At 64.5% G+C, this 22,434-nt stretch carries 25 protein-coding genes; 4 read left to right on the top strand and 21 right to left on the bottom strand.

Translation table 11 applies throughout. The features are described from left to right. From ABFC67_RS07400 to ABFC67_RS07415, 4 genes are all read left to right on the top strand, one after another. The coding region (locus tag ABFC67_RS07400; RefSeq protein ID WP_346737352.1) for a hypothetical protein at positions 1 to 222 on the top strand (222 nt) is incomplete at its 5' end. Positions 223 to 371: 149 nt separating this feature from the next. Next, positions 372 to 1,313, top strand: a complete 942-nt coding sequence (locus tag ABFC67_RS07405) for an integron integrase (protein WP_346737375.1) — start codon at positions 372 to 374, stop codon at positions 1,311 to 1,313. Beyond that, entirely contained in the window at positions 1,310 to 1,534 is a 225-nt protein-coding gene (locus ABFC67_RS07410) for a helix-turn-helix domain-containing protein (RefSeq protein ID WP_346737353.1), read from the top strand. The genes ABFC67_RS07405 and ABFC67_RS07410 overlap by 4 nt, the downstream gene beginning before the upstream one ends. A 213-nt stretch (positions 1,535 to 1,747) precedes the next feature. Then, positions 1,748 to 2,731 (top strand): site-specific integrase, encoded by a 984-nt coding sequence (locus ABFC67_RS07415; protein WP_346737354.1) that lies wholly within the window; start codon positions 1,748 to 1,750, stop codon positions 2,729 to 2,731. Here the strand turns inward: ABFC67_RS07415 and ABFC67_RS07420 are convergent. From ABFC67_RS07420 to ABFC67_RS07520, 21 genes are all read right to left on the bottom strand, one after another. Then, entirely contained in the window at positions 2,728 to 4,419 is a 1,692-nt protein-coding gene (locus tag ABFC67_RS07420; RefSeq protein ID WP_346737355.1) for a hypothetical protein, read from the bottom strand. The two genes, ABFC67_RS07415 and ABFC67_RS07420, sit on opposite strands and share 4 nt — an antisense overlap. Continuing rightward, entirely contained in the window at positions 4,419 to 4,613 is a 195-nt protein-coding gene (locus ABFC67_RS07425) for a hypothetical protein (RefSeq protein ID WP_346737356.1), read from the bottom strand. The genes ABFC67_RS07420 and ABFC67_RS07425 overlap by 1 nt, the downstream gene beginning before the upstream one ends. 2 nt (positions 4,614 to 4,615) lie before the next feature. Then, complete coding sequence (locus ABFC67_RS07430; RefSeq protein WP_346737357.1) at positions 4,616 to 5,056, bottom strand: hypothetical protein; 441 nt, start codon at positions 5,054 to 5,056, stop codon at positions 4,616 to 4,618. A gap of 9 nt (positions 5,057 to 5,065) precedes the next feature. Then, positions 5,066 to 7,753: a hypothetical protein gene (locus ABFC67_RS07435; protein ID WP_346737358.1), complete on the bottom strand. Its 2,688-nt coding sequence runs from the start codon at positions 7,751 to 7,753 to the stop codon at positions 5,066 to 5,068. Then, positions 7,754 to 8,272, bottom strand: coding sequence for a hypothetical protein (locus ABFC67_RS07440; protein WP_346737359.1), 519 nt, complete (start codon positions 8,270 to 8,272; stop codon positions 7,754 to 7,756). It abuts the gene before it with no gap. Continuing rightward, a complete protein-coding gene (locus tag ABFC67_RS07445) occupies positions 8,269 to 9,951 on the bottom strand; it encodes a hypothetical protein (protein ID WP_346737360.1) in 1,683 nt (560 codons plus the stop codon). The genes ABFC67_RS07440 and ABFC67_RS07445 overlap by 4 nt, the downstream gene beginning before the upstream one ends. Before the next feature lie 3 nt (positions 9,952 to 9,954). Further along, positions 9,955 to 10,365 (bottom strand): DUF1353 domain-containing protein, encoded by a 411-nt coding sequence (locus tag ABFC67_RS07450; RefSeq protein WP_346737361.1) that lies wholly within the window; start codon positions 10,363 to 10,365, stop codon positions 9,955 to 9,957. Further along, positions 10,365 to 11,483, bottom strand: a complete 1,119-nt coding sequence (locus ABFC67_RS07455; RefSeq protein WP_346737362.1) for a hypothetical protein — start codon at positions 11,481 to 11,483, stop codon at positions 10,365 to 10,367. The genes ABFC67_RS07450 and ABFC67_RS07455 overlap by 1 nt, the downstream gene beginning before the upstream one ends. Further along, a complete protein-coding gene (locus tag ABFC67_RS07460) occupies positions 11,483 to 11,692 on the bottom strand; it encodes a hypothetical protein (RefSeq protein ID WP_346737363.1) in 210 nt (69 codons plus the stop codon). Before ABFC67_RS07460 ends, ABFC67_RS07455 begins: the two co-directional genes overlap by 1 nt. After that, positions 11,689 to 12,021: a hypothetical protein gene (locus ABFC67_RS07465; protein WP_346737364.1), complete on the bottom strand. Its 333-nt coding sequence runs from the start codon at positions 12,019 to 12,021 to the stop codon at positions 11,689 to 11,691. The genes ABFC67_RS07460 and ABFC67_RS07465 overlap by 4 nt, the downstream gene beginning before the upstream one ends. Positions 12,022 to 12,086: 65 nt before the next feature. Next, positions 12,087 to 12,848 (bottom strand): hypothetical protein, encoded by a 762-nt coding sequence (locus ABFC67_RS07470; protein ID WP_346737365.1) that lies wholly within the window; start codon positions 12,846 to 12,848, stop codon positions 12,087 to 12,089. 18 nt (positions 12,849 to 12,866) lie between these two features. Beyond that, entirely contained in the window at positions 12,867 to 13,319 is a 453-nt protein-coding gene (locus ABFC67_RS07475; RefSeq protein ID WP_346737366.1) for a hypothetical protein, read from the bottom strand. Then, positions 13,316 to 13,651 (bottom strand): hypothetical protein, encoded by a 336-nt coding sequence (locus ABFC67_RS07480; RefSeq protein ID WP_346737367.1) that lies wholly within the window; start codon positions 13,649 to 13,651, stop codon positions 13,316 to 13,318. Before ABFC67_RS07480 ends, ABFC67_RS07475 begins: the two co-directional genes overlap by 4 nt. 87 nt (positions 13,652 to 13,738) lie before the next feature. Beyond that, positions 13,739 to 15,037 carry a hypothetical protein gene (locus ABFC67_RS07485; protein WP_346737368.1) on the bottom strand — a complete coding sequence of 433 codons (1,299 nt, stop codon included), beginning with the start codon at positions 15,035 to 15,037 and terminating at the stop codon, positions 13,739 to 13,741. 64 nt (positions 15,038 to 15,101) lie between these two features. Continuing rightward, positions 15,102 to 15,446, bottom strand: a complete 345-nt coding sequence (locus ABFC67_RS07490) for a DUF2190 family protein (RefSeq protein ID WP_346737369.1) — start codon at positions 15,444 to 15,446, stop codon at positions 15,102 to 15,104. Between the two features lie 54 nt (positions 15,447 to 15,500). Further along, the gene (locus ABFC67_RS07495; protein WP_346737370.1) at positions 15,501 to 17,549 is read right to left on the bottom strand and encodes a ClpP-like prohead protease/major capsid protein fusion protein; all 2,049 of its coding nucleotides are present in this window, start codon (positions 17,547 to 17,549) and stop codon (positions 15,501 to 15,503) included. Continuing rightward, positions 17,546 to 19,081, bottom strand: coding sequence for a phage portal protein (locus ABFC67_RS07500; protein WP_346737371.1), 1,536 nt, complete (start codon positions 19,079 to 19,081; stop codon positions 17,546 to 17,548). The genes ABFC67_RS07495 and ABFC67_RS07500 overlap by 4 nt, the downstream gene beginning before the upstream one ends. Next, entirely contained in the window at positions 19,078 to 19,284 is a 207-nt protein-coding gene (locus ABFC67_RS07505) for a primosomal replication protein PriB/PriC domain protein (protein WP_346737372.1), read from the bottom strand. The genes ABFC67_RS07500 and ABFC67_RS07505 overlap by 4 nt, the downstream gene beginning before the upstream one ends. A gap of 245 nt (positions 19,285 to 19,529) precedes the next feature. Further along, positions 19,530 to 19,835: a Mor transcription activator family protein gene (locus ABFC67_RS07510; protein WP_346737373.1), complete on the bottom strand. Its 306-nt coding sequence runs from the start codon at positions 19,833 to 19,835 to the stop codon at positions 19,530 to 19,532. Beyond that, complete coding sequence (locus ABFC67_RS07515) at positions 19,832 to 21,796, bottom strand: phage terminase large subunit family protein (RefSeq protein ID WP_346737376.1); 1,965 nt, start codon at positions 21,794 to 21,796, stop codon at positions 19,832 to 19,834. Before ABFC67_RS07515 ends, ABFC67_RS07510 begins: the two co-directional genes overlap by 4 nt. Before the next feature lie 2 nt (positions 21,797 to 21,798). Beyond that, positions 21,799 to 22,335, bottom strand: coding sequence for a hypothetical protein (locus tag ABFC67_RS07520; protein ID WP_346737374.1), 537 nt, complete (start codon positions 22,333 to 22,335; stop codon positions 21,799 to 21,801). Positions 22,336 to 22,434 lie beyond the last annotated feature (99 nt).

Raw genomic sequence — 22,434 nt, forward strand, 5'->3', positions numbered from 1 at the left:
CTGATGACCCACATGCTGCCGAGAGCGGCGCGAGCAGTTGAGCCGTGGCTGCGCGAGCACGTAACAGACCCGCGTTTTTGGGACGGCGAATATGACACCACGCACACCGGGGAGTACGCGCTGCCGGAGCCAACGGCGTCCGACCGTGCAGCGATGCTTGAGTGCTATAAGGCACAGCCGAACCCGCTGGAAGGCAAGAACGTGGTCGCGGTGCAGGTGTGACGCCGAACTCAAATTCTCCGACACCCGATGTCGGTTAACTCGACCGCCAACAACGGAGGGCCGCGCCAATGCTCACTCTCGAAAAACCAAACGCGACAACGCCACAAGCGTTAAGCGACAACCAGCAGAAGCCGAAGCTGCTGGAGCAGATGCGCGCGGCCATTCGCACAAGGCACTACAGCCTCGCGACCGAGAAGAACTACCTGCAGTGGGCCAAGCGCTTCATCCTCTTCCACGGCAAGCGCCATCCGGCCGACATGGGCGCGCCTGAGGTCGAGGCCTTCCTGTCCGCGCTGGCCACCGAGCGAAACGTCTCGGCCAGCACGCAGAATCAGGCGCTCCACGCCGTCCTGTTCCTCTACCGAGACGTGCTGCACGTCGACCTGCCATGGCTCGACGGCATCACCCGCGCCAAGGCATCGAAGCGCCTGCCGAGCGTTCTCACGCAGCAGGAAATCGCCGCCCTGCTGGCGCACGTCAGCGGCACCAACGGCCTCATCATCAAGCTGCTCTACGGCACCGGCATGCGCATCAAGGAATGCCTGCGCCTGCGCGTCAAGGACATTGATCTTGCCCGCCGTCTCATCACCATTCGCGAAGGGAAAGGCAACAAGGATCGCGTGACCATGCTGCCGGCCAGCCTCGTCGACGATCTGATCGTGCACATCGAAGAGCGCCTCCGCTGGCACAACATCGACCTCGCCACCGGCCATGCCGACGTCGAAATGCCAGACGCGATCGCGCGCAAATACCCGCGCGCGGCATCGGAATGGGCGTGGCAATACGTGTTCGCTGCGCCCGGATATAGCACCGATCCGCGCACCGGAAGCGTGCGCCGCCACCACTGGAGCGAGCGAAATATCCAGCGTGCGGTAAAAATCGCAGCGCGTGAGGCGCGCATCCACAAGATTGTCCATCCGCACACCCTGCGGCATAGCTTCGCCACCCACCTTCTCGAAACGGGTAGCGACATCCGCACCGTGCAGGAACTGCTCGGCCACTCCGACGTCTCCACCACCATGATCTACACGCACGTCATCAACCGCGGAGCCTGCGGCGCAACCAGCCCGCTCGACCGGATCACAGCATGAACAGCCCCCTCGAAATCGCCACCAAGGCCGTGCAGCTCTACGCCGAGAGCCATCCCCGCCCGCCACACGTCACCCAGCGCCAGGCGGCCAAGATGCTCGACCTGTCGGCACCCACCGTGAGCAAGCTCGTGAAATCTGGCAAACTGAAGCTCAACGGCGCCGGCTTGATCCCCATCGGGCAGATCGACGAGCTGCTGGCGGCCCGTTCCGCGACGAACTGATCCCCAAAAATTCCCCAGGCGTGCCGGAAACCCGATAAAACACGGAGTTTCCGGTGCCGATCGCCGGCACCACCCTATTTAAACGGTTTTGCTTTTGATCGGCAAAACCCATAAAAATCAAGAGACTTTCCGCATGGCCGGAAAGTTCTTTGATTCACAAAACGATAAAAATTAAACTGTCTCTCCCCAAAAATTACGCGGGAGGCTCCCCAGATGGCTTCGATCACGCAGACGGCGAAGGGCTGGCGCGCGCAGGTGTATGTGCGCGGGGTTCGGGATTCGCAGTGTTTTCGCACCAGGCGCGAGGCGGCGGCGTGGGGAGCCGCCCGCGAATCCGAGCTGCGCGAGGCGGCGTCCAAGCCGGCCGGCGAGACGCGATCGCTGCGCGATGCGCTCGAGCGCTACCGCGACGAGGTGACGCCGACGAAGCGCGGGCGGCGCTGGGAGACGTTGCGCATCGAGTCGATGCTGGCGCAGGGCATGCTGCCGCTCGACAAGCCAATCGGCCGGATCGAGCCGGATGACTTCAACGCCTGGCGTGCTGCACGCCAGCGCGAGGTGCAGGCCGGCACGGTGCTGCGGGAATTCGGGATCCTTTCGGCGGTGTTCGAGACGGCGCGGCGGGAGTGGCGCTGGGTGGCGGCGAACCCGGTGGCGGACGTGCGCAAGCCGCCGGCGCCGGCGCACCGCGAGCGGATCATCACCCGGGCGGAGGCGCATGCGATGCTGCGCGCGCTTGGCCACACACCGCGGCGGCCGCCGCGATCCATCACCCAGGCGGTGGCGATCGCCTTTCTGCTCGCGCTGCGCACGGGGATGCGGGCGGGCGAGATCTGCGGGCTTGAATGGCGCCAGGTGCACGCGCACCACTGCAATCTGCCGGTGACCAAGACGGTGGCGCGCGACGTGCCGCTGACGCCCAAGGCGCGCCGCCTGATCGAGCGCATGCGCGGATTCGATGCGGTGAAGGTGTTCGGCGTGAGCGCGCCGACGCTCGACGCACTCTTCCGGCGCGCTCGCAGGAATGCCGGGCTCGATGGCTTCACCTTCCACGACACGCGCCACACGGCCGCGACCTGGCTGGCGCATCGCATCAACGTGCTTGATCTGTGCAAGATGTTCGGATGGAAGGACCCGAAGCGGGCGATGACCTATTACAACCCGACCGCGGCCGACATCGCGCGCCGGATCGGCTAGACGTAGCAGATCGGGCTTGTCGAGAAGCTGAAGTCCCCGGTTTTTCTCTGCCATGCGAAATAGAGATCTCCGGCCGGGGTGAGAGAGGTGCTTTTGATTCCAGATGGCGTCAGGACGCTTCCATATGCCCGCGTGGTGCCAGGCTTAAAGAATGCCGCGGCTTTCGCCTCGATTCTTTGAATGCCGAGATCGACCGATCCGGTGATTGATCCATACCCTGAGGTGTTCGATGCGCTGCGCCAGGCATCGGCTATAGCGTCGACGTTGAGCGGAAGGCTGCTTCTGCTCCATCCTCCAGTCGACATGTCAGGCGGCGGTGGAAGGGAAAGCGAAGATGCGAGGCTTCCACCCCATGATGGCGCCGACCAGCTCACCGTTTCCGATTTTTGATAGAGAGTCCTTGGCGCTGGAAGTTTTGTAGCCCAGCCAGTGCCATCCCATATGTCGCAGGTGATGTAGTCTCCGCACACCGGATAACCGTATCCTGCATAGGGCGCGTCGTGCAGCGCGAATTCCTGCGTGATTGTCGCTACCTGGTGCAGCTTCAGTGAGTCGATTTCGACATCGTTTTCCAGGAGGTAGATGCCGAATTCATATTCCTTTTGGCAAGTCGTCGTCGCATAGCAGGCTGCGTTAGTCACCCATTGAAAACCGCTCGACCCCGGGCAAAGCGTATCGGAATAAATCACAGAACCGCTTTCGCTGTACGCGGTCGTTATATAGCTCATTTTCCCGTGGTATTCCTTCTTGATGCGTGCTGCCTTTGGAGCACCGGCGCTGTTGTAGTAGGCGTAGCGTGCATAAGTATAGGTGTCGAAGTTGTTGTTGTCGTATTCGAGAGACGCGTCAGGGTCCCAATATCGACCTGGGGTTCCCCAAGCGACCGTTATCTCAGGAGATCCGCAGGTGTATGAAATATCCCCTGTTTGCGATGGAAACGAAAATGCCGAATCATTGCTCGGCTGGCCTTGCGAAAGCTCCACGTCCTTCATCACCTCGACCGACGAAACGACGAGCCCAGATCCATCTGCACCGCCCTTCCCGGTGATCGACAGCTCGACCAGCGAAAAAATGTCGCGCACCGACGGGACGCCTGGCGAGCTGTATGCCACTCGGGAAACGCTCACGAGAACGCGGCTGCCGTTGGTCCATACATCTTCGAGAAGGGCGCTCGAAATGCTGTAGGTATAGCCGTATGAGGCGTAGGTGAAGTAGGTGCACTGCACGTCCTCGACGATGACCACCGGAGTGGGCGCGGCGGCGGGCGGGTCGGTGACGAGTTCGAAGCGGCCGAATTCGATGATGGAGAGCGTCACGCGCACCTGCTGCGAGGATTCGTTCGGGAATGAGAACGCCAGGGAGATGAGCCAGCGCTTGCCGTCCTCGTCGACATGGATGAACTTGTCGGCGCCGAGCTGGGTGCCGTAGATCACGCCGCCCGAGATCATCGCGTAATTTCGCCACTCGTGGCCGAGCGCGGTATCGGCCGCGATTTCATCGGGCGTGCGGACGATGGCGGGGAGCCCGAGGTCATACAGCCAGGCGGAGCCGTGCGTGGGCGTGGGGATGGTCTTGGTATTGCCGCCGGCGGCGGCGATCACGCCGCTGGTGCACAGGCCATGCCAGGGCCACCCCCAAAGCGTGAATCCGGCCAGGATGCCGACGCCCTTGATGTCAGGCAGCGCCATCAGGTCTTGACCACCATGACGACGAAGGTGAACAGGCCGTCGGTCGACTTCGCGGTGACTTCCTCCGCCTGAACTTCGGCGGCCTGCTTACGCTCGATGCCGGTCCTGGAGCGGATCGGCGGCGGCGTGTCCGCAGGGTCGAGCCGGTTTTCTTGAGCCGGGCGCGACACCAGGCGATTGAGGTCATTCAGCATGGTCAGATCGCGGTTTCCTGAAGGGTCTGCGTCTGCAGCGAGACGTCGGTATAGGACCCGGCGACGGTGAGCGCCGACGTGCGCCTGGTGTAGATCGGCACGGCGTTGGCGACGCCGCTGTTGACCGCGGTCGACAGGGTGAGCGGGTCGCCTGCAACCGCCGTGGCGAGTCCGCCGGACGAGAGCGCCAGCTTGAATTCGGTGGCCGGCGCGCCGCTGCCGGATGCGGCATCGACGACATTCACCTGGATTGCCGTCACGCCCGGATTCGATGCGTCCTGCGCCTTCGTTCCCGGGGTCGCCGTCGACGGCGATCCGAAGTAGATCACCTTGTCGACCGGACCCAGGCCTCCGCTGGTGTTCTGCGTGGCGGTCAGCGGATTGAGCGCGGTGATTTCCTGCGTCAGCGCGGCGTCGTGAAAGAATGAGAAGCTGATGGTCATGGCGGTTCCTTATGGCACATTGAATTGCAGCGTGTCGGCCGGGATGACGACCTGATAGCTTTGGGCGACGCTCTTGGTCACGGGATTGCGGTCTGCATCCGACACGCCAGGCATCGCCACCCTGAATCCCTGCACGGGATAGCTCCCGGCGGTGTAGTACGGGTTCGGAAAGCTCTTGCTCCCCACATTCGGAATGTTGTCGACGACGATGCTCTGCGGCGGATTGAGCAGGAGCCCCATCAGCGCATCGGAATAGGGCGTGATGCCGAACGTGTTGACCGTCAGCGAGGGCGCTTCCGCCGCCCAGTCCTGCGTCTCGACGGCCGAAGCCGGCGGTGCGGGCGGCGTCAGCGTGCTCGGCGTGATGATTCCGGCCCCGCCGATGCCGAAGCACGCCAGGTCGAATTCGCTCAGCGCGGACCCGGCTTCGAGGTCGAGCGTGTGAACGACGCGCACGACCTTTCCAGTCGCGTCGAGCGCGGTCGTGGAGATGGCGATGTGCTTGTCGAGGTCAAGGTCGGGGTCGCACAAGATGGCGTTGGTGACGCGCGCGCCGCGATGGCTGCCCAGAATCTTGACCTTCGCCTGGTCGAGCAGGGTGTTGATCGCCTCGTCCGACGCGCTGCGCGGGGCATCGGGCGCGTAATCCTGCTCGCCGCCGCCATCCATCAGCGGCGCCACGTCGAGCGCGGCTTCCCATGCCGTGCCGTCGAAGCTGCTGGCCAACGCACCGCGGATCTCATGGGCGAGCTCGCCGTTGAGCGTGATCGACTCGGGCGCCGCCACCTCGATCGCATAGCTCTCCGTCACGGTCTGGCTGTGGCGCTGCGCCATGTGCAGGATCGCCATGTCGATGCTGCCCTCCGCGGGATAGATGTAGCCGCCCGAGGCATGCGGAATCGCCGCCGGCGCCGGATAGAACACCCCCTGCACGACCTGCCATCCGGAGCCGCCGGCCGCGCCGAGGAAGTCCTGCTGCGTCGGGTACGCCCAGCCGGATGGCGCCATGTCGATCTGCGTTCCGCTCCATCCGATCACCGTGTTGCGCTGCCGCAGTCGCGGGTAGCGATAGTCGAAGCTGATATTGACGCGATTCACCAGCGTCGAACGCTGCGGATAGACGACGCGCGTGCGCTGGTACAACAGCTGGGATTCGCCAAGGGTGGCCCACACGTTTGCGCTCTGCCACGCCGTCACCCGGATGCCTCCAGACGCATCCGCGTCGAGGCTCGCCGCGACCGTCGAGAGGCGTGCGACGGCGTAGTCCCAGTTATCCAGGATCTCGCCCTGCACCGCGGGCGTATAGCGGCCGCCGACGAGCCCGTCGATCACCGCACGATCGAGCGCCGCCACACGGTTCTGCAGATCGTCCAGGCACTGGAGCTCGAGCTGCGTCGTGTCCGGATCATAGGACGGCGTATCGATGCGGCCGGTGAAGAGTCTCTGCGGCAGCTCCGTGCCGCCGGCGACGCGAACATAATCCAGGCTGATGGTCTTGCCGACGTAGTCGAGCGGCGACACCGCCCCGCTCGGCGGAACGATCCTGACCGTGGCGATTCGCGCTGCGCCCTCGCTGGCATCGACCACGATCTGACCTTCCAGGCGCGCGGACACGTCGACCCCGTCGATCAGGCAGCGCGCGCGCCAGATCGGCATGTCTGTCGAAGACAGCACCGCCAGCACCGTCGGCGCGGACGGCGCGCCGCTGCCGACCATGTCCAGGCGCGTCGGCGCGGCCGGCACGCCCGTGGGCCATTCGACCGTCAGCAGCGTCGGCGCCGTAACCGCGTTCGAGTCCGCGATCGTCAGCTCGGTGTAGGCGATCGGTGTTCCCGTCACGGCCGGAATCGCGGTAATCCACGTCACACCGTCCGCGCTGGTGGCCGATAGCGTCCCGGACGACACGGCGCAGAATCTCGAATTGCCCCAGCAGATTCCCTTCCAGCTCTGCGACGATCCGACATTCTGCTGCGTGATCGTCATGCCATTCGGAGTGAGCGTCGCCGCGATCGCGCTGCCATAGGCGATAGCCGCAAATTGCGTGCCATCCCAGGCGATATCCATCCAGTTCGCCGAGACCGGCATCGTTCTCGCATACCACGTCACGCCATCGGCGCTGTAGCGTGCCGCATCGTTGCTCTGCGAGATCGCGATGAATCCTGACGATCCGGCCGCGATCGCCGTCCACAGTGCGCTATAGCCGATACTTCGCGATGTCCAGGTGATGCCGTCCGCGGATGTCGCGCACGTCGTGGTCCCGCTGGCGATCGCGCAGAAGACGCTGCCGTTCCATGCGACGTCTGACCAGTTGACCGCGCTGGGAAGCGTGCCGAGGGTCCAGGTGATGCCGTCCGGGCTCGTCGCGCAGTTCGTGCTTCCCCATGCGACCGCGCAGAAAACGGTGCCATTCCATGTGATGCTTGACCAGGTAGCCGATGCCGGAAGCGTGCGTTGCGTCCAGGTGATGCCGTCAGGGCTCGTGGCCGCCACGGTTCCGCTCGCGACGGCGCAGAATACCGTACCGTTCCAGGCTATCCCGTACCAATTCGCCGCGACCGGCAAGGTCCGCAGCGTCCAGATGAGGCCGTCCGTCGACGTCGCGGCATTCGCCGAACTGCCACCACCATTGGCAATCGCGCAAAATACCGTGCCGTTATGGGCGACCTTCACCCAGCTGTCGTTTACCGGGAACGACACTTAGACCTCCTCCGCCGTGAGCTGCCAGGGATAGGCCGCGCGTTCCATGTCGAGGTCCTCAGTGGGGCCGTCGCTGTAGAACATGAGCTTGGGGTAGTAGTAGAACTGGTAGGCGCTCGCGCCCGCGACCGTCGTCGCCGTGGCCACGTCGCCCACGACCGACACCGGCGTATCGACGACGCGACCGTTGACGAGCGCGGTCGCCCACACGTTCACGGCCAGATCGCTGCGGCGCGCGGCCGGCAGCGTGGCAGAGGTCGTCGCACTGTGAATCGAGCGCGGCTGCACGCACTGGATCTCGACCGGCACCGACCAATCCACCCCGGCCAGCGCCGGCGGCGCCCAGCCCTCGCCCTGGATCGTGGTCGACAGCTTGCGCCAGTGCTGCTGCTTGAGCGCCGCGCCGTTCATCATGCGGTGCGGCGTGGAGCCGCCGTTCACTTTTGAATACGATTGCCGCATCGGCCACACGTCCTGCGGGATTTCGATGCCTGCGATCTTGAGAGCGGGCAGGCTCATGGGCGTCTCCCGTATTTGGCCGCTTCGGTGCGCAGGGCAGAGGCGATGTCAGTGCCGCTCGCGCCCTGCTTGAGCGTAATTGGCGTGGCGTTGATCTGATTGATAACGTCACGCATCTCCCGGAGCGATGCGAGCGTGTCCTCGGTGCCCTTCCCGAGCTTGATCTCGACGGAAACCTCCTTTCCGATTCCGTCGAGCGCACCCTTCAGGTGCTGGATTCCCAGCAGGTTATCGTCCTGGATTTTTCCCAGGTCCGTGTAGCGTTGCTTCTCATCAGCCGCAGCCTTTTCAAACGCGGTTGCCTCGGCCAGCTTGGCCTGCTTGATTAGGTCGCTCTTGAGCGCCTGGTCGTCGAGTTGCCCGGCCAGTTGCTGCAGCGCGGCGGACTGATCCTGCACGCTCTGTAGGCTGGCCGTGCCAGCCTCGCGCTGCAGCTTCATGGCGCGCGTGATCGCATCGAGCTGGGCCGAGGCCTGGCTCTGCACGTCGCCCGCCACCGGCGTTGTACCGTTGGCCTCGTCGCGCAGTTTCTTGGCCTGGCGCAGATAGTCTTCCTCGGCGCGGGTCGCCCCCTCGAATGCACTCTGGATGGCCGACTTCAGGCGCTCCGCGTCGGCGATCTGCTCGTTGGTCGCCTTCTTGAATGCCTCGGTCTCGGCCTTGCGGTTTTCCGCCGAGTATTCGGATTGCTTGTTCGCTTCCTTCTTCGCCTCCCCGGCCTGCCGCTCTGCATCGGCGAGCACCCGAATCAGCGGAATGTAGGTTTTGAGCTGCTGGATGCGCTTGTTATCTTCGTCGAACCCATCCGCGCGCAGCTCCTGCAGCTGCTTTTCGGCCTCGGACAGCCGGTAGATCGGGTCTAGGCTATCGTTGGTCAGGAAATCGCTGAACGGGTTGACGAACTTGAGCCCGGCGAACAGCGCGGAGGCGATGCCGCCTTTCTTCGCAGCTTCCGCCATGCTGTTGGTCAGCGCGATCATGCCGGGCAGCATGTCGTTCGACACCGAGATGGCGAAGCCCTTTCCGGAGGTCTTCAGCTTGTCCAGATTGTCGTTGAAGGTCTCGGCCGCCTTGGCGGCCTGGTCGTCGAACACGACGCCGAGCTGCTTCGCCTCGTCGGTCAACTCGCGGATACCGTCGCGTCCCTCGTTGAGCAGCGGGATCAGGTCTGCCCCCGACTTCCCGAACAGCTGCACGGAGAGCGCGGCCTTATCGACGCCATCCGGCATCGCCGCGAACCGCTCGGAGATGGCCAGCAGCAGCTCGGCGGGATCCGTAAATTGCTTGGGGTCGATCCTGAGACGCTGAAACGGATCAAGCGCGGTGGCGAGGCCAGACTTGGCATCGTCCGCCGTACGCGCGAGCTTGACAAGGCTCTTTTCCAGTGCTTCAACCGGGACGTCTGACTGCTTGGCCGCGTAGGTCAGCGCGCTGAAATTCTCGACGCTGGTGCCGATCTTCTGCGCCGACTTTCCGGCCGCATCCATCTGCTCGATGGCGCCTTTCATCGTTTCGATGAACGCATCGGCGGTCAGTCCGATACCGAAAATGCCAGCAATCTGGGTGGCCAGCTCGCCGGCCTGTTCCTTGAGCTTGTCGAACTGGTGCTTGACCGAGGCGAACGCCGCCTTGGTCTTGTCGACCGCGGTCAGGATGATGGATGCGATGGGGTTGGCCATGGATCAGTCCGAGTTGAAAGCCTTCACGGCCGCGAAATAGTTTTCGACCATGTCGGTCGGATAGCCGGCGTCGAGCAGCGCTTCGCGGAAGATGGCGTGCGCGGTGGCGGCCGGCACGGGCGTGGTGCCGTCTTCGCGCTTGCGGCGCAGGTAGTCGTGCAGCACGCCCTGCTTGAAGCCGTGGAATACGCCATGGCCGAAGTAGCGCTGCAGCAGCGCCGGGCCGATGACCGGCAGCGCGGCGATGGCGACCGGCACCGAGGCGCCGTCGGTGCGGAAATAGCGCGGCACGGTGTAGGTTTCGCCGGTGAGCGGGCTGAAGTACGACAGCGGCGCGAGCGTGACGAACGGAAACTCGCTCCGGTCGTCGAGGAACTGCGTGACGAGGGTGTTGGCGTCGTCGGTGAATGGCATCACTTGACGCCCCTGACCTCGTCCTTCACCTGGCTGGACCGGCTCGACCCCAGCCAGAAGGTGGCGACGCCGGCAAAGCCGACGACGAGCAGCGTTTGGAGCGCCATGGCGCGCTCGCTCTTGTCGTTGCTCGTGCCGATGACGTAGCCGGCCGCGATGCCGCCGAACAGGATCAGCAGGATGGAGACGATGTGCACGAACTTGGCCTTGATCCAGGGCGTGTCGATTAGCAGAGGCTCGCCGACGTTGAAGACGCGGGCGTCGGCCACGCGCTTGTCCTCGATGGCGGCGGTGCGCTCGAGCATGTCCATCAGGTCGGCGCGGTTCAGGCGCAGGGCGTCGTTGGCGGCCGTGGCGGCGGCCTTGTCGGTCTGCACCTTGGTGATGGCATCCTGCGCGTTGGCGGCGGCGGTGGAGTCGATGAGGATCTGGCCGACCTTCTGCACGGCCTCGACGTTGCGGGCCGCGACGTCGGGCTTCTTGAAGATGGCGGCGATCTCGGGGATGGCACTCCACAGCGCGGGGATGGCGGTGGTGACGATGGATGTGGAGAGCGGATCCATGGCGGGCTCCTCGGTGTGTTGGGTGGTGCCGGGGCGGGTGACCTCGGCGATGTTTTCTGGACGCAGGCCCATGTCGAGCGAGGTCTGCACGCGGTAGGTGGCTTCGGCCTTGGTGATCTTGCCGTCGGTGTTGCGATCGAGCGCGGCGTTCTGGCGATAGGCCGCGCCATCGCTGAACAGCGCGGCGTCTTCGTGGTCTCCGATCGCGCGCGGCAGCAGGATGGCCATGTACATGTCGGACAGGCTGGCGATGCGGCGGGCGTAGGGGCGGAAGTATTTCTCGACGTAGTCGAGCTGCTCGACGGCCGTCATGCCGCCAAGCTGGGCGGTGCGGGTGCCGAGGCCTTCTGCCGTGCGCGGCATGAACTGGATCAGGCCGACGGCGCCGGAGCCGGCGGCGTTGGCTACCGCGGGCGAGAAGGTGCCGCCGCTCTCGAAATGCATGCAGGCCATGAGCCAGCTCGCGTGCGCGTCGCTCCACCCGAAGGTGTCGCAGATCGCCAGCACGCGCTGGCGGAATGCCTCGGAGACGCGGGCGCCCCAGGCGAGCTGCATCAGTAGACCACCTGCATGACTTCGATCTGCACTTCGAATCCCTCCTTCTCGGCCGCCGCCTTGAGCAGCGCCATGGCCTCGCGCATGAGGCCCTGTCCGATGTCCCACGCTGCGTCGGTGTCACCCAGCTCGCCGCCCTGCGGCGGGATCATCGTCACGTCGAAAGACTGGTGGATGATCCGGCCCCGGGCCCGGGCGGCGAGGTTCATTTCAACTGCCGCGCCCTCAGTTCGGCGATCTGCGCGGTGACGCGGCGTTCGCTGTCGCGGATCTCGTCTGACAGCGCCTGGTTCTGCATCAACTGAATCTGCGCGATGTACTTGATCTGCTCTTCCTGCCGCGCGTTCATCACGTCGTTGATGCTGTAGGCCGAGCCGCCGCCGGCGACGATGCCGACGATGATCTGTTCGACGATGCGGGTGGCGAGGGGGCGGTTGGGCGGGATGGCCTGCTTGGCGAACAGGGCGCCGAATGGAAGCCAGTGATGCCAGCCGCCTGAAACCGCCTGCCTAAGCCCTTCCATCTCATCGCCCGTCATGCCCCGCCTTCCCTCGTGCACATCGTCGTTACGGGGCCGCCACCCGGCCCCGGCTCATGCGGTCATCAGGCGAATTGCACCTTGTAGAACTTGGAAAGCCCCGTGCCGGTGATCGCCGAATCGGACAGCGCCTCGCCCGGCAGGTCGAGCGCGGCGTAGTCGTCGCCGATGTAGGCCACGTTCTGCGCGGCGCCCGGCTTGAAGCGGTGCATGGTGACGATGACCTGCTTGCCGGACTGCGCCTCGTTGAGGCCGACGAACATCAGCTTGTATTCGAGGCCGGTGTTGACCATGGCTTCCAGCACGTCCACGGCCTTCTTCGTGTAGTCGACCTTGATCGTGGCGGCGCCCGCAACCGAGTCGGCGATGGTGCTGCCGGGCAGGATGTAGATGCCGGCGCCGGTGACGATGTAGTCGGTGCCAGCGACGTAGGTCGTGGTGCCGGTACTCGCATCCTTGACGGTGATGGTCTGCGTGGTATCCGGCACGTAGGTGAACGGCACCAGGCCGCTCTTGTAGGTGGGGTGCGCCTCGGCGGTGACCGCGCCGGCGGTGACCTTGGACGTGGCACCCAGCGCGCCGAGCGCGAGGTTGGCGGCGTTCACGTCGTGCGCCTTGATGTTGGTCGTCACCTCGGTGATGCGCTCGAGCGAGTTGGCATTGCCGCCGCCCGCGCTGGTGTAGTCGAGCAGCTTTTTCTTTTCGGTGCCGTGGTTGAAGGTCAGCTCGGAGCAGTTGCCGACCGACACCATGGCGGCACCGCCGGCGTAGGGGCCGACGAAGATCTCGCCCTTGCCGATGTAGGATGCGTCTGCGATCTGGGACATGGTTTTCTCCTGTGTGCGCTATGGCGCGTTGAAGTGGTCGACGAAGGTGAACGAGCCGGCGATGCGCACCAGGTAGGCGGCGGTGCCCGGGTCCGGCACGGTGAACTCCTGGCCGTCGAAGCGGACATCCATTGCGAGCCCCTGCAGGTTCCGCTCGATGTCTCCGAACACGGCGCGCTTGATGTCGGACGCGATCGCGTCGCAGGACGTGAGGAAATCGACAGGCGCGCAGGCGCCCTCGCCCTCGACGACGAAGTTCACGCGCACCTTGTTGTGCGGCACGTTCACCAGCGCGGATTCGGGATCGGCAGACGGCCAGTGCAGGCGGATGATCGGCAGCGCGTCGGCGTCGGAGCGCGGGATCGGCCCGAACAGCACCGTGGTGCCGGCGTCGGTGTTGTAGCCGTTGGCCTTCTTGATCGCCTGCAGGCGCGGCACCAGGCTCGACAGCTTGGTCAGCGCCTGGCTCACCGCAGCCACCATTGCGCGACGAGGCCGTCGTCGCTTTCCTTGCGATCGATGATCCAGCTGGTCTTCGGCTCGGCAGCCAGCTCGGCGCTGGTGTAGTAGGCCGGATCCATGGCGACCGTGTCGCCGACCGCCAGCGCCGGCGCATCGGCGATGACGACGCTCAGCTGGTCCTGCCGGCTCGCGGTCAGCGAATATTCGCCGACCTGCAGCACGGCGCGGTCGATCACGGCCTTGAACTGGACGCCGCCCTTGACGAGCATTCGATTGCAAAACGCCGCCGTGACGGATGAAGCCAGGCGGCGCTCGAGGGTGGCGAAGGACGGGGTAGACATGGCATGACTCTAGCCATGCCGGCGTGCCAGTTCTTCCCGAAAGCTGGCACTATTTCAAAAAGAGAAACCCGCCGAAGCGGGTTGTAGTCAGGCATACGAATTAAGAACTTTTCGATATTTCCCAACCCACAGCACGCCACCAGCGATGACAACAGGAGAATTGATCTCGCTGAACTTCTTGCACAGCACGGGTGCCTGTCCGGGGCGCACGATGAACAGTCCAGCCGTATTTCCACCTGCGGAAGCATCATTCGCCGAGGCATAGTAATCGCCTGTGGAGGGATCGACTGCCCCATACCATGCGTTGTAGTAGTAGCTGTCGGTAAGCGCAGCAGGATTCAGCACCGGGATGTTCTTGAGCAGGGCTGGCGTGACCCATCGCGCCGTCAGCGTATTCCTGTCCATCCGATAGACGATGCCGTACTGCGAGTCACCAGCGAAGTAGACGTGATCCTGAGTGAACGAAATCTCGACAGCCTGCCAAACGGAACTCGCGATGACCACATCCCACGTCGTTCCGTAGTCGGTCGAACGCTGGACCGTCTTCGCGATGCCGTCGCCGCAGGTGAGCCAGACATGTCCGGGGTTGTAGGGATCGGGCGCGATGCAGTGGAAGTGACGCACGACTCCGGCCACGCTCTCGTCGATGATGGTTTCCCACGTCACGCCGTCCGCAGATCGGTAGACCTTCGGCGTGAAGCTCGCCTGCTGCGTGTATTCGCAGGCGTAGATATAGTTGCCATCCGCCGCGAATCCAGTGAACAGGCTCGTGGCGTTGGCTGCGAACGCAAGCAGCGGTCCAGACCACGTAAATGCCGTGTTCCCGGTCGCCGGGTCGCATCTCCAGATTTTGCGCAGCGAATCCGAGCCGTCGAGCGCGAGCATGTATATCTTGCCATTGAACCGCAGCATCTTCGAGACGTTGGCATAGGTCACGTTCGCCGGAAATCCCTTGCCCGACGACCATGTAACGCCGCCCTGCGTCTGCCATGCATCGCTCGTGACACCCTGCCGTAGCAGTCCGCCCGTGGCGTCGTTGATCCACGCAACGCCATCCACGTCGTCGTACCCGAGGAAGTTGTATGTAGATGTGGCGTGATTCAGGAACGGTTCCTGATTGGATTTGCCAATGGTACTTCCGCGCTGAATTGCGGGGATAATTTCCCCTCCAGCCTGCAAGCTCACCTCGCCATTGGGGCCAGTGACGGCATTCACATTCCCCCCACCAATCCCAGGCTCCTGAATATACGGCGGCGACCCCACCCATGCCGCCAGGTTCAACCCCACCAGCCGGTATTCCGTTTGCGCGTTGAGCGTGGCTGTCTGCCCGGAGGTGTAGTTCACGCCTCCGACATTGTTCACGTCCTGGCTGAATTTGATCGTCATTGTCTCGCCCCGTTGATCGCTTTCAGGGCGGGCCGTTGCCAGCCCGCCGAAAAAACCCGCTCGATTAAGCGGCCGTTGCCAGGTAGGCGCCGAGCTTCATCTTCACCGTGCTGGATGGGTTGCCGGCGGCCTCGACGGCGACGCCGACGCATTCCTGCGCGGTTGCGGTCTTGTTCACGACCTTGTTGGTGGCGTCCCAATAGAGGCGGTCTCCGACGGAGATCGCCAGGGCCGAGGTCTTGGCGATCTCGATCACGCCCTCGGTCTGGAATGCGCCGGGCACGCCGTTGGCGACGTCGGTCACGGCGACGCCGAACAGGGCCGCGCCGAACAGGTAGCCGGTGCCGCTTGCGACGGCGGCGCCGGGGGTGAGGGTGAGGACGTCGCCGTCCTGGATGTAGTTCTTCATGGTGGATCCTTTCGCTCAGTTGAGGGGGCCGCAGCCCCCGTGTTCATTCATCCGTTATGCGCCGGGGTTCTTCGCCAGGCCGCGGAAGTCGAGCGGGCTGACGCCGGCGTCGATGCGGACCTTGAACTCGACGCCGTCGACGTCCCAGCCGCCCTGCTGCTCGAGCGTGGGCGCCTGGTTGCCGTCGAGGTAGGCGACTTCGATCGTGTCGTTGTTGACCGGCGAGGCGGCGCCGTACCACGCGGTGAGCGAGTCGCCGTCCAGCCGCGCGTCGGCGATGACTTCGAATGCGCCGCGCACCTGGTTGGGCACGGTGTTGTTCTTGGTCGAGGTGCTGGCGCCGACCTCGAACTCGGAATTGGCGATCTGCATCGCCAGCCCCTTGAGCACGCGCGGCACGATCAGGTAGGCCATGTTGATGTTGAGCGTGTTGCCGGTGGCGTCCTTCTGCTTGGCCATCATGGCGCCGAGCGCGTCGACCGCAGCCGACGACAGCACGGTGCCGGTGCCGACCAGGTTGCTGTGACCGGCATCGAACAGCGCGACGCCGTCGCTCATGTTCGGGTTGCCGGTCAGGATGGCATACACCAGGTTGCCGACCGTGCGGATCGCGGCGCGGCCCATCTTGTTGGGCACGCGGGTGAAGGCGTTCAGGTCGTCGTTGATGATGGCCTGGCGGGTGATGCTGAACAGGCTGCCGTAGGTGGCCAGGGCGATGGTCTCGCCGCGGTCGCCGACGTTGACGTACTTGTATTCGGCGCCTTCCTTGACCACGGGCAGGGCCGGGAAGGTGTTGAGGTCGACGCGCTTGGCGGTCTTGAAGTCGGGCAGCGTGCCGGCGCTGGTCCACATCTGGAAGGTCTCGTCGGCTTCCATGTAGCCCTTGAGCATGGCCTTGTTGGCCACGTCGGCGAGGATGTTGCCGAAGTCGCTCGAGCTGTGGGTGAAGGCGGCGGCTACGACGCTCATCTTGTCCATGCCCTTGGTGGAGACGTTGGCACGGCGCAGCTGCGCGCGGGCCAGCTCGAGCAGGCTGTAGCCGCGGTATTCGTTGGTGGTGTCGTTGGTCACCAGGCCGGCACGGATCAGCAGGCCGGAACCCACCGCCATGCGGAACTTGTCGCCCTCGTCCTCGACCGTCATCACCAGGCCGCCCCCAAGCGGCTCGGCGTTGCGGCCGAGCGTCGCCAGCAGGTTGGCACGGGCGGCCTCGACGCTGATCTTGGGATTATCGAGGTACTGGTTCATCGTGGCCTCGACGCCGGGCGTCTTGGTGAACGGCGCGAACACGGCGCGGATCTCGCTGCGGCGCAGGTGCTCCTTGGCAAGCGCCTCCTCGGCGGCGGCCTGGGCGTTGAAATTCGCCAGGGCATCAGCCGTTTCCTGGGAAACAGCCGGCGCGGCAGGTGCGGGCGCCGGGGCGGGTTGAACAGCTGCGGCAGGCTGAGTGAGGTCGGCCGCCGGGACATTGGGCTTGGGCATTTGGAGCTCCTTGGTTGATGCGGCAGCCGCCGCGGGTGGGGTAAAACGGTTTTGCTTGAAAGCGGCAGCCATCGGCATGGCTGCGACGACCTGATCGATGAATCCCGCATCCAGCGCCTCGGCTGCGGTGTACCAGTGATCCTGGCCATCCTTGAGCAGCGCCTCGATGTCGGCGATCGACGGGCCGCGCCCGCCGCGGTTGTAGCTGGACATCATGGCCTCGGCCATCTTGTCCAGCATGTCGGCCGCGTCGCGCAGGTCGACGGCGTTGCCATACAGGCCGGTCCAGGGCGCATGCACCATCAGCATGGCGTTTTCCGCCATCTCGACGACGTCGCCGGCCATGGCGATCAGGCTGGCGATGCTGTAGGCCGCGCCGTCGATCGAGGTCGTGACGGTTGCCTTGTGGCGGCGCAGCGCGTTGAAAATCGCCACGCCGTCGGACACCGATCCGCCGAAGCTGTTGATGCGCACGGCCATGTTCGACACGTCGAGCGCGTTGATCTCCTGGATGAATTCCTTGGCGACGACGCTGTCGCCCCACCAGTTTTCACCGATGTCGCCATAGATCAGCACCTCGGCGGATTGGTTGGCTTGCGCCTTGATTCGATACCACTTCATGCGGTTGCCCCCTGGTTGGTTTGTTGCGGCTGATTCGGATCAGCAGGCTGGTTCGATGCGGTCGGCTTCGGCGCGGCCTGCTCGATGCCCTGCGCCTTTTTCTGCGCGACCCACTTGGCCTGCTGGTCGAGCGTCGATTGCGGGTTGCGCCCCATCTTGCGGATGATCTCGGGGCCGCTGATGTAGGTATTCGCCTCGGCTTCCGCATACGAGGCGATCTCTTTCTGCGGGTCGATCCAGGGCATGGTCTGGCCGATATAGAGCGCATCATCGATGCTGTCGGCCTCGCACTCTGCCAGCCACTTGGCCGACAACAGGCCGGCCATGCGCGCCATGACGACGAAGCGCTCCCACACGGGCTGATTGAACTGGCTGATGAAGTGATCGGTCATCGCCTGGTAGTGGACCCACTGCTCGACCAGCTCCTGGCGCTGGGCCGAGTAGGTGCCGTTGTAGTTGCGGCTGACGCTGGAATAGCTGGCGTTGAAGCCTGCCGACGCAGCCCGCAGCTGGCCGTCGCGGTGGCTCTGCAGGTTGGTGTTGGGCCGGTTGGTGTCGATCGTGCCGATCTCCTCGCCGGGCGCGAGGTCGTCGAAGATCATGCCGGGCTGGAATCGCATGCTGCGCGCGATCGGGTTGCCGTCGGCATCCTTGCCGCCATCGTAGAGGTCGGGCGTGCCCTTCTTGATGTAGGCGGCCATGCTGGCGGCGATCTTCGCAGCGATGCGCTCGGACTCCTCGTAGTCCTTGATGTCCTCGAGCCGGGTGATGACGCTTGCGAAGATCGAGATCCCGCGCAGCTGGCCGACGCGGTCGGATTGCTTCACGTGGAGCATGCGCTCGGCCGGGATGGTCTTGAGCTGGCCGGTGAGGATGTTGCCGGTCAGCGGCCAGACGTTGAGGTCGCCCGGGTGGACCTTGTAGACGCGGTAGGCGATCTTCTGGCCCCAGGCGTTGACGACGATGCCCTGGATCTGGCCCGACTCGCTGAGGTCGTGCGGCACCATGTCGGGCTCGAGCAGCTCGATCGAGTAGGGCACCTTGGTGCGGTGGTCGAGGGTGGCGACGGCGCCGAGCAGTTCCTGCGCGAAGGTTTCGCCGTCGCGCAGCCAGGTGCGGCAGGCCAGCCGCTGCACCGACGCCCAGCTCAGCTGCTGGGTGACTTCGGGGAACCGGCACCAGTCTTTCCACAGGCCGGCCAGCTGCTTGGCCAGGTCTTCATGAATCGAGCCGTCGGTCTTGCGGCGCGGCTGCGGCTCGACGCCGATGCCGCTCGGGCCGACGATGTTGTTCACCAGCACGTTGAGCGCGCCGCGGCTCAGGTCATGGTTGCGGTCGAGGTTGCGCGCCTGGTCGCGCACCGAAGGCGCGTAGGCCTTGATGAGCGTGTTGCCGCTGCTCTTGTCGCGGCTGAACTTGCGCAGGCGGGTGGAGGTACCGGCCTCGTAGGCGGCGAGGATCTTGCGCAGCTGCAGGCGGCGCAGGCCGGCTTGCGGGTTGAGGTAGGCGATGGCCTTGTCGAACAGGTTCACGACGAAAAGTCCGCCACCTGGTAGCGCGCGCTGCTGCCATTGGTCTCGCCCTGGACGCGGCGCTCCAGGCTGGCGCGCTCGCGGCGGACCACGTCGAGGTCGGCCATCGTGAGGATCCGCTCGCCCATGCGGAACGATTGACCGTCGAGAATCGCCATCTCGGCAGCGATGTACTTGGCCAGCAGGTCGGAAGCGGTAGACATGGCCAGACTTTAGCCACGCTGGCGTGCCAGTTCTTACCGGAATCTGGCACTATTTTAGTAATTGTCGCCTAAATTTTATTAGCACTAATGGAAGCGGGCCGGTACTGATCTCCGGCATGGATGAGCTTGACCTGGCAGGAATTATCGGCCGATTACCCTTGTGGTCTCCATCTCGCCCTCATAACGATTGCGCATCAGCCTGCGCATTCCGCTTCCATTAGCACTAAATTTTTCCTATCTATTAATTATTTTTTACATGCCCGATAAATGGTACGTTTACTAACTTTATATTTTCGCATTAATTCACGCATGTTTCTGCCATTAAATTCTTTTTTAATACTAGCATATCGCTGTTGAGCATCTTTACGGATCGTGTTGTCTATTACTGGAATATAGATCTCGCGCCCGCCGTTGCGCTTGCGCATGACGCATAGCAGAGAGTCGGCGAAGCGTTCGGCGAATTCCCCCTTCATGCCGGTGGCGAGCTGGATGCCGATAATCAGCTCGTCGCGCCACCAGGTGGCGGAGTCGATTTCATGATCGTCTGTCATAGGCGGCTGCTCCAGTCGTTGCGGGCGAATGGGTTCGGTGAGGGTTGCGGCGCCGGCTTGGCTGTAGGCGCGGGCGCACTCGATGGCTTCGGATCCGGTGCGGCGGGCGGCGCGCTGAACAGGTCGCCGGTGGGCGGGCACAGGCGGTCGCGCAGGCGGTCCCACCACAGGTCGGGCTTTTTGTGCAGCTCGAGGTGGTGGGCGGCGGCAAGGTTGTAGACCTCGAGGTCGAACTGCTCGTTAGGGACGGCCCGGTCCTTGAACCATTCGATGCGCTTGAAGCCTTTCACGTAGCGGGTTTTTCTATGCTCGGAGACGAGCTGCGCGAAGTATTCGTCGGGAAGATCCTTGGAGTAGTGGACCGCGCCGGGCCCGCTGTTGAGCAGCAGGCGGTTGTAGATCCAGTCCTTGGCGGTGTCGGTGCCGATCATCCACAGCATGACGCCGCGCTTTTCGGTGCGGCCTCGGAAGTTGATGTCGACCATGCTGGGCCGGCTGCCGATCACGGGACGCCCCGGCTTGCTGGCGCCCTTGATCGCCAGCACGCGCTGCTCTAGGCCGTTGACGAAGCGGCGTTGGCGGCGCCGGCAAAAATCGTAGACCTCCTGCGTGGCGTGGCCGCCGGTGTCGATCAGCACGGCCGAGATCACCATCGGCCGGCCGCCGGCGTGCGGGATCGGTTCGAGCAGCAGCTTGTCGAGGGCGTCCCAGGTCGCCTGCTCGCGCGGGTCGCCGGCGACGACATGGATGTCGACGACCCAGCGCTCCATGCCCGGCCCCCAGCCGACGACCTTCATCTCGAGGCGGTTGCCCTGGGTGTCGACTGCGGCGGTCAGCACCAGCGCCGGCATGGGCACGATGCCGAGGCGGTAATCCTCGGCAGCAGCCCTGAGCTGGTCAGCCTTGACGACTTCGTCCTTGTTGCTCCAGGTAAGCGCCAGGCGCGTGTTGTAGAACACCTGCATGGATTCGAAATCGCCCTTGGCCATGGCGGCCTTGGCGCGGGCGTAGTGCTTGGCCAGGCCGACGAAGTCGACCCAGCCGATCGGCGCGTAGAACGCCGACAGCTCGAAGCTGACCGTCTCGCCATCCCCCGCTGCATGCGCGCGCCACTCGCCGGCAGGCAGCATGCCGGCCTTGTGGTGGTTGCGGATCTCGAACGCGCACGCGGGACACACCAGCCAGGCGTCGGTGAGGTCGTCGCTCCAGCGCAGCTGCTCGACCGTGAGCACGTGCATGTGGCCGCATGCCGGGCAGGGCACATAGTAGCGCTGCTGGTCGCCCTGCTTGAAGAGGTCGTCGATCGCGCTGGCGCCCTCTTCGGTCGGGCTGCTGGTGTAGTAGAACTTGGCATTGCGGCCGAACGTGGTCGAGCGGTTCTCGGCGAGCTCGATCGGGTTGCCCTCGCCGTCGATCGACACCTCCCAGCGGTCGATCTCGTCGCCGTAGATGTAGCGCGCGGGCACTTCGGCCAGGTTGGCGGCGGAGCCTGCCGTCGTGATGTAGAGCGTGCCGCCCTGGAATTCCTTCGTGTCGACGGTGTTCTTCGAATCGCGCGAGCGCGGCTTGCTGACCCGTTCGCGCAGCTCGGGCACCTCCTGGATCGTTTTCTCGATACGGGACGAGACGCGCTTCGCCAGCTTGTCGGTCGGCAGCAGCACCAGCATGTTGGCCGGCGCCTGGTGGATGTTCGCGCCGATCCAGTTCAGCCCAACCTGCGTCTTCATCAGCTGCGAGGCGATCTTCGCCACCACGCGCTTGGCCGGGTGCGTCGGCGACAAGGCCTGCATGATCGCGCGGGCGTAGGGCGTGCGGTCGGTGTGATACTTGCCCGGCTCGGATGCCGGCCCCGGCGGAATCCGCATGAACTCGTCGGCCCAGGCGTCGACCTGCAGCATGGGGTCTGGCTTAAGCCCGGCCTGATAGGCCTCGGCGAACACCAGGAAGCCGTCGACGAGCATATTCACTCGGCCAGCTTCTCGAGGTCGTTCGCCGTCATGCCGGCGATGTCTTCCAGCGCGCGCCGCAGGGCGTCGGAGAGCGCCAGCTCGATCGTGTGCGGATCCGTCTCGGTGGCCAGCGTGGGCGAGACCTTCGGCGGAATCGCCAGCAGCGCATCGCGCAGCATGCGCGACATCCGCATCGAGGCCGTGCGCACGCGCTCGATCGACACCAGGCTGCCGGCCAGCTCCTCGGCCTTGAGCTCGGCCATGATCGCCTCGGCCTTTTCGCGGCGCGTCTTGATTTCCCAATATTCGCTTCCGGCCTGGTCTCCGCCGCCGGCAGGCTCGTTCTTTCGCTTCGAGGCATTGGCCCGCTCGGACTGCTTCGGGTCGGTGTTCCGCTTCCACTGGATGTCGGCCACTTCCGGGTCGATCATCTTGCGCCCGTTTTCGCCTGGGATCGTCGAGATCCGACCGGCCTCGATCGCCTGGCTGACCGCCTCGCGGCTGCAGCCACGATGGCGGGAATACGCTGCAGGGGTGATAAGGTTCGGCATAGTTGTCACGTCTTCAGGTCGATTCGTCTCACCATGTCAAGAACAGCGTCAAGGCCGCGAAACCGCAGCCACTAGCCAAAATCCGCGCTCCTTTGGGCC

It is taken from the genome of Mizugakiibacter sp. (assembly GCF_039680435.1).
Classification (GTDB): Bacteria; Pseudomonadota; Gammaproteobacteria; order Xanthomonadales; family Rhodanobacteraceae; genus Mizugakiibacter.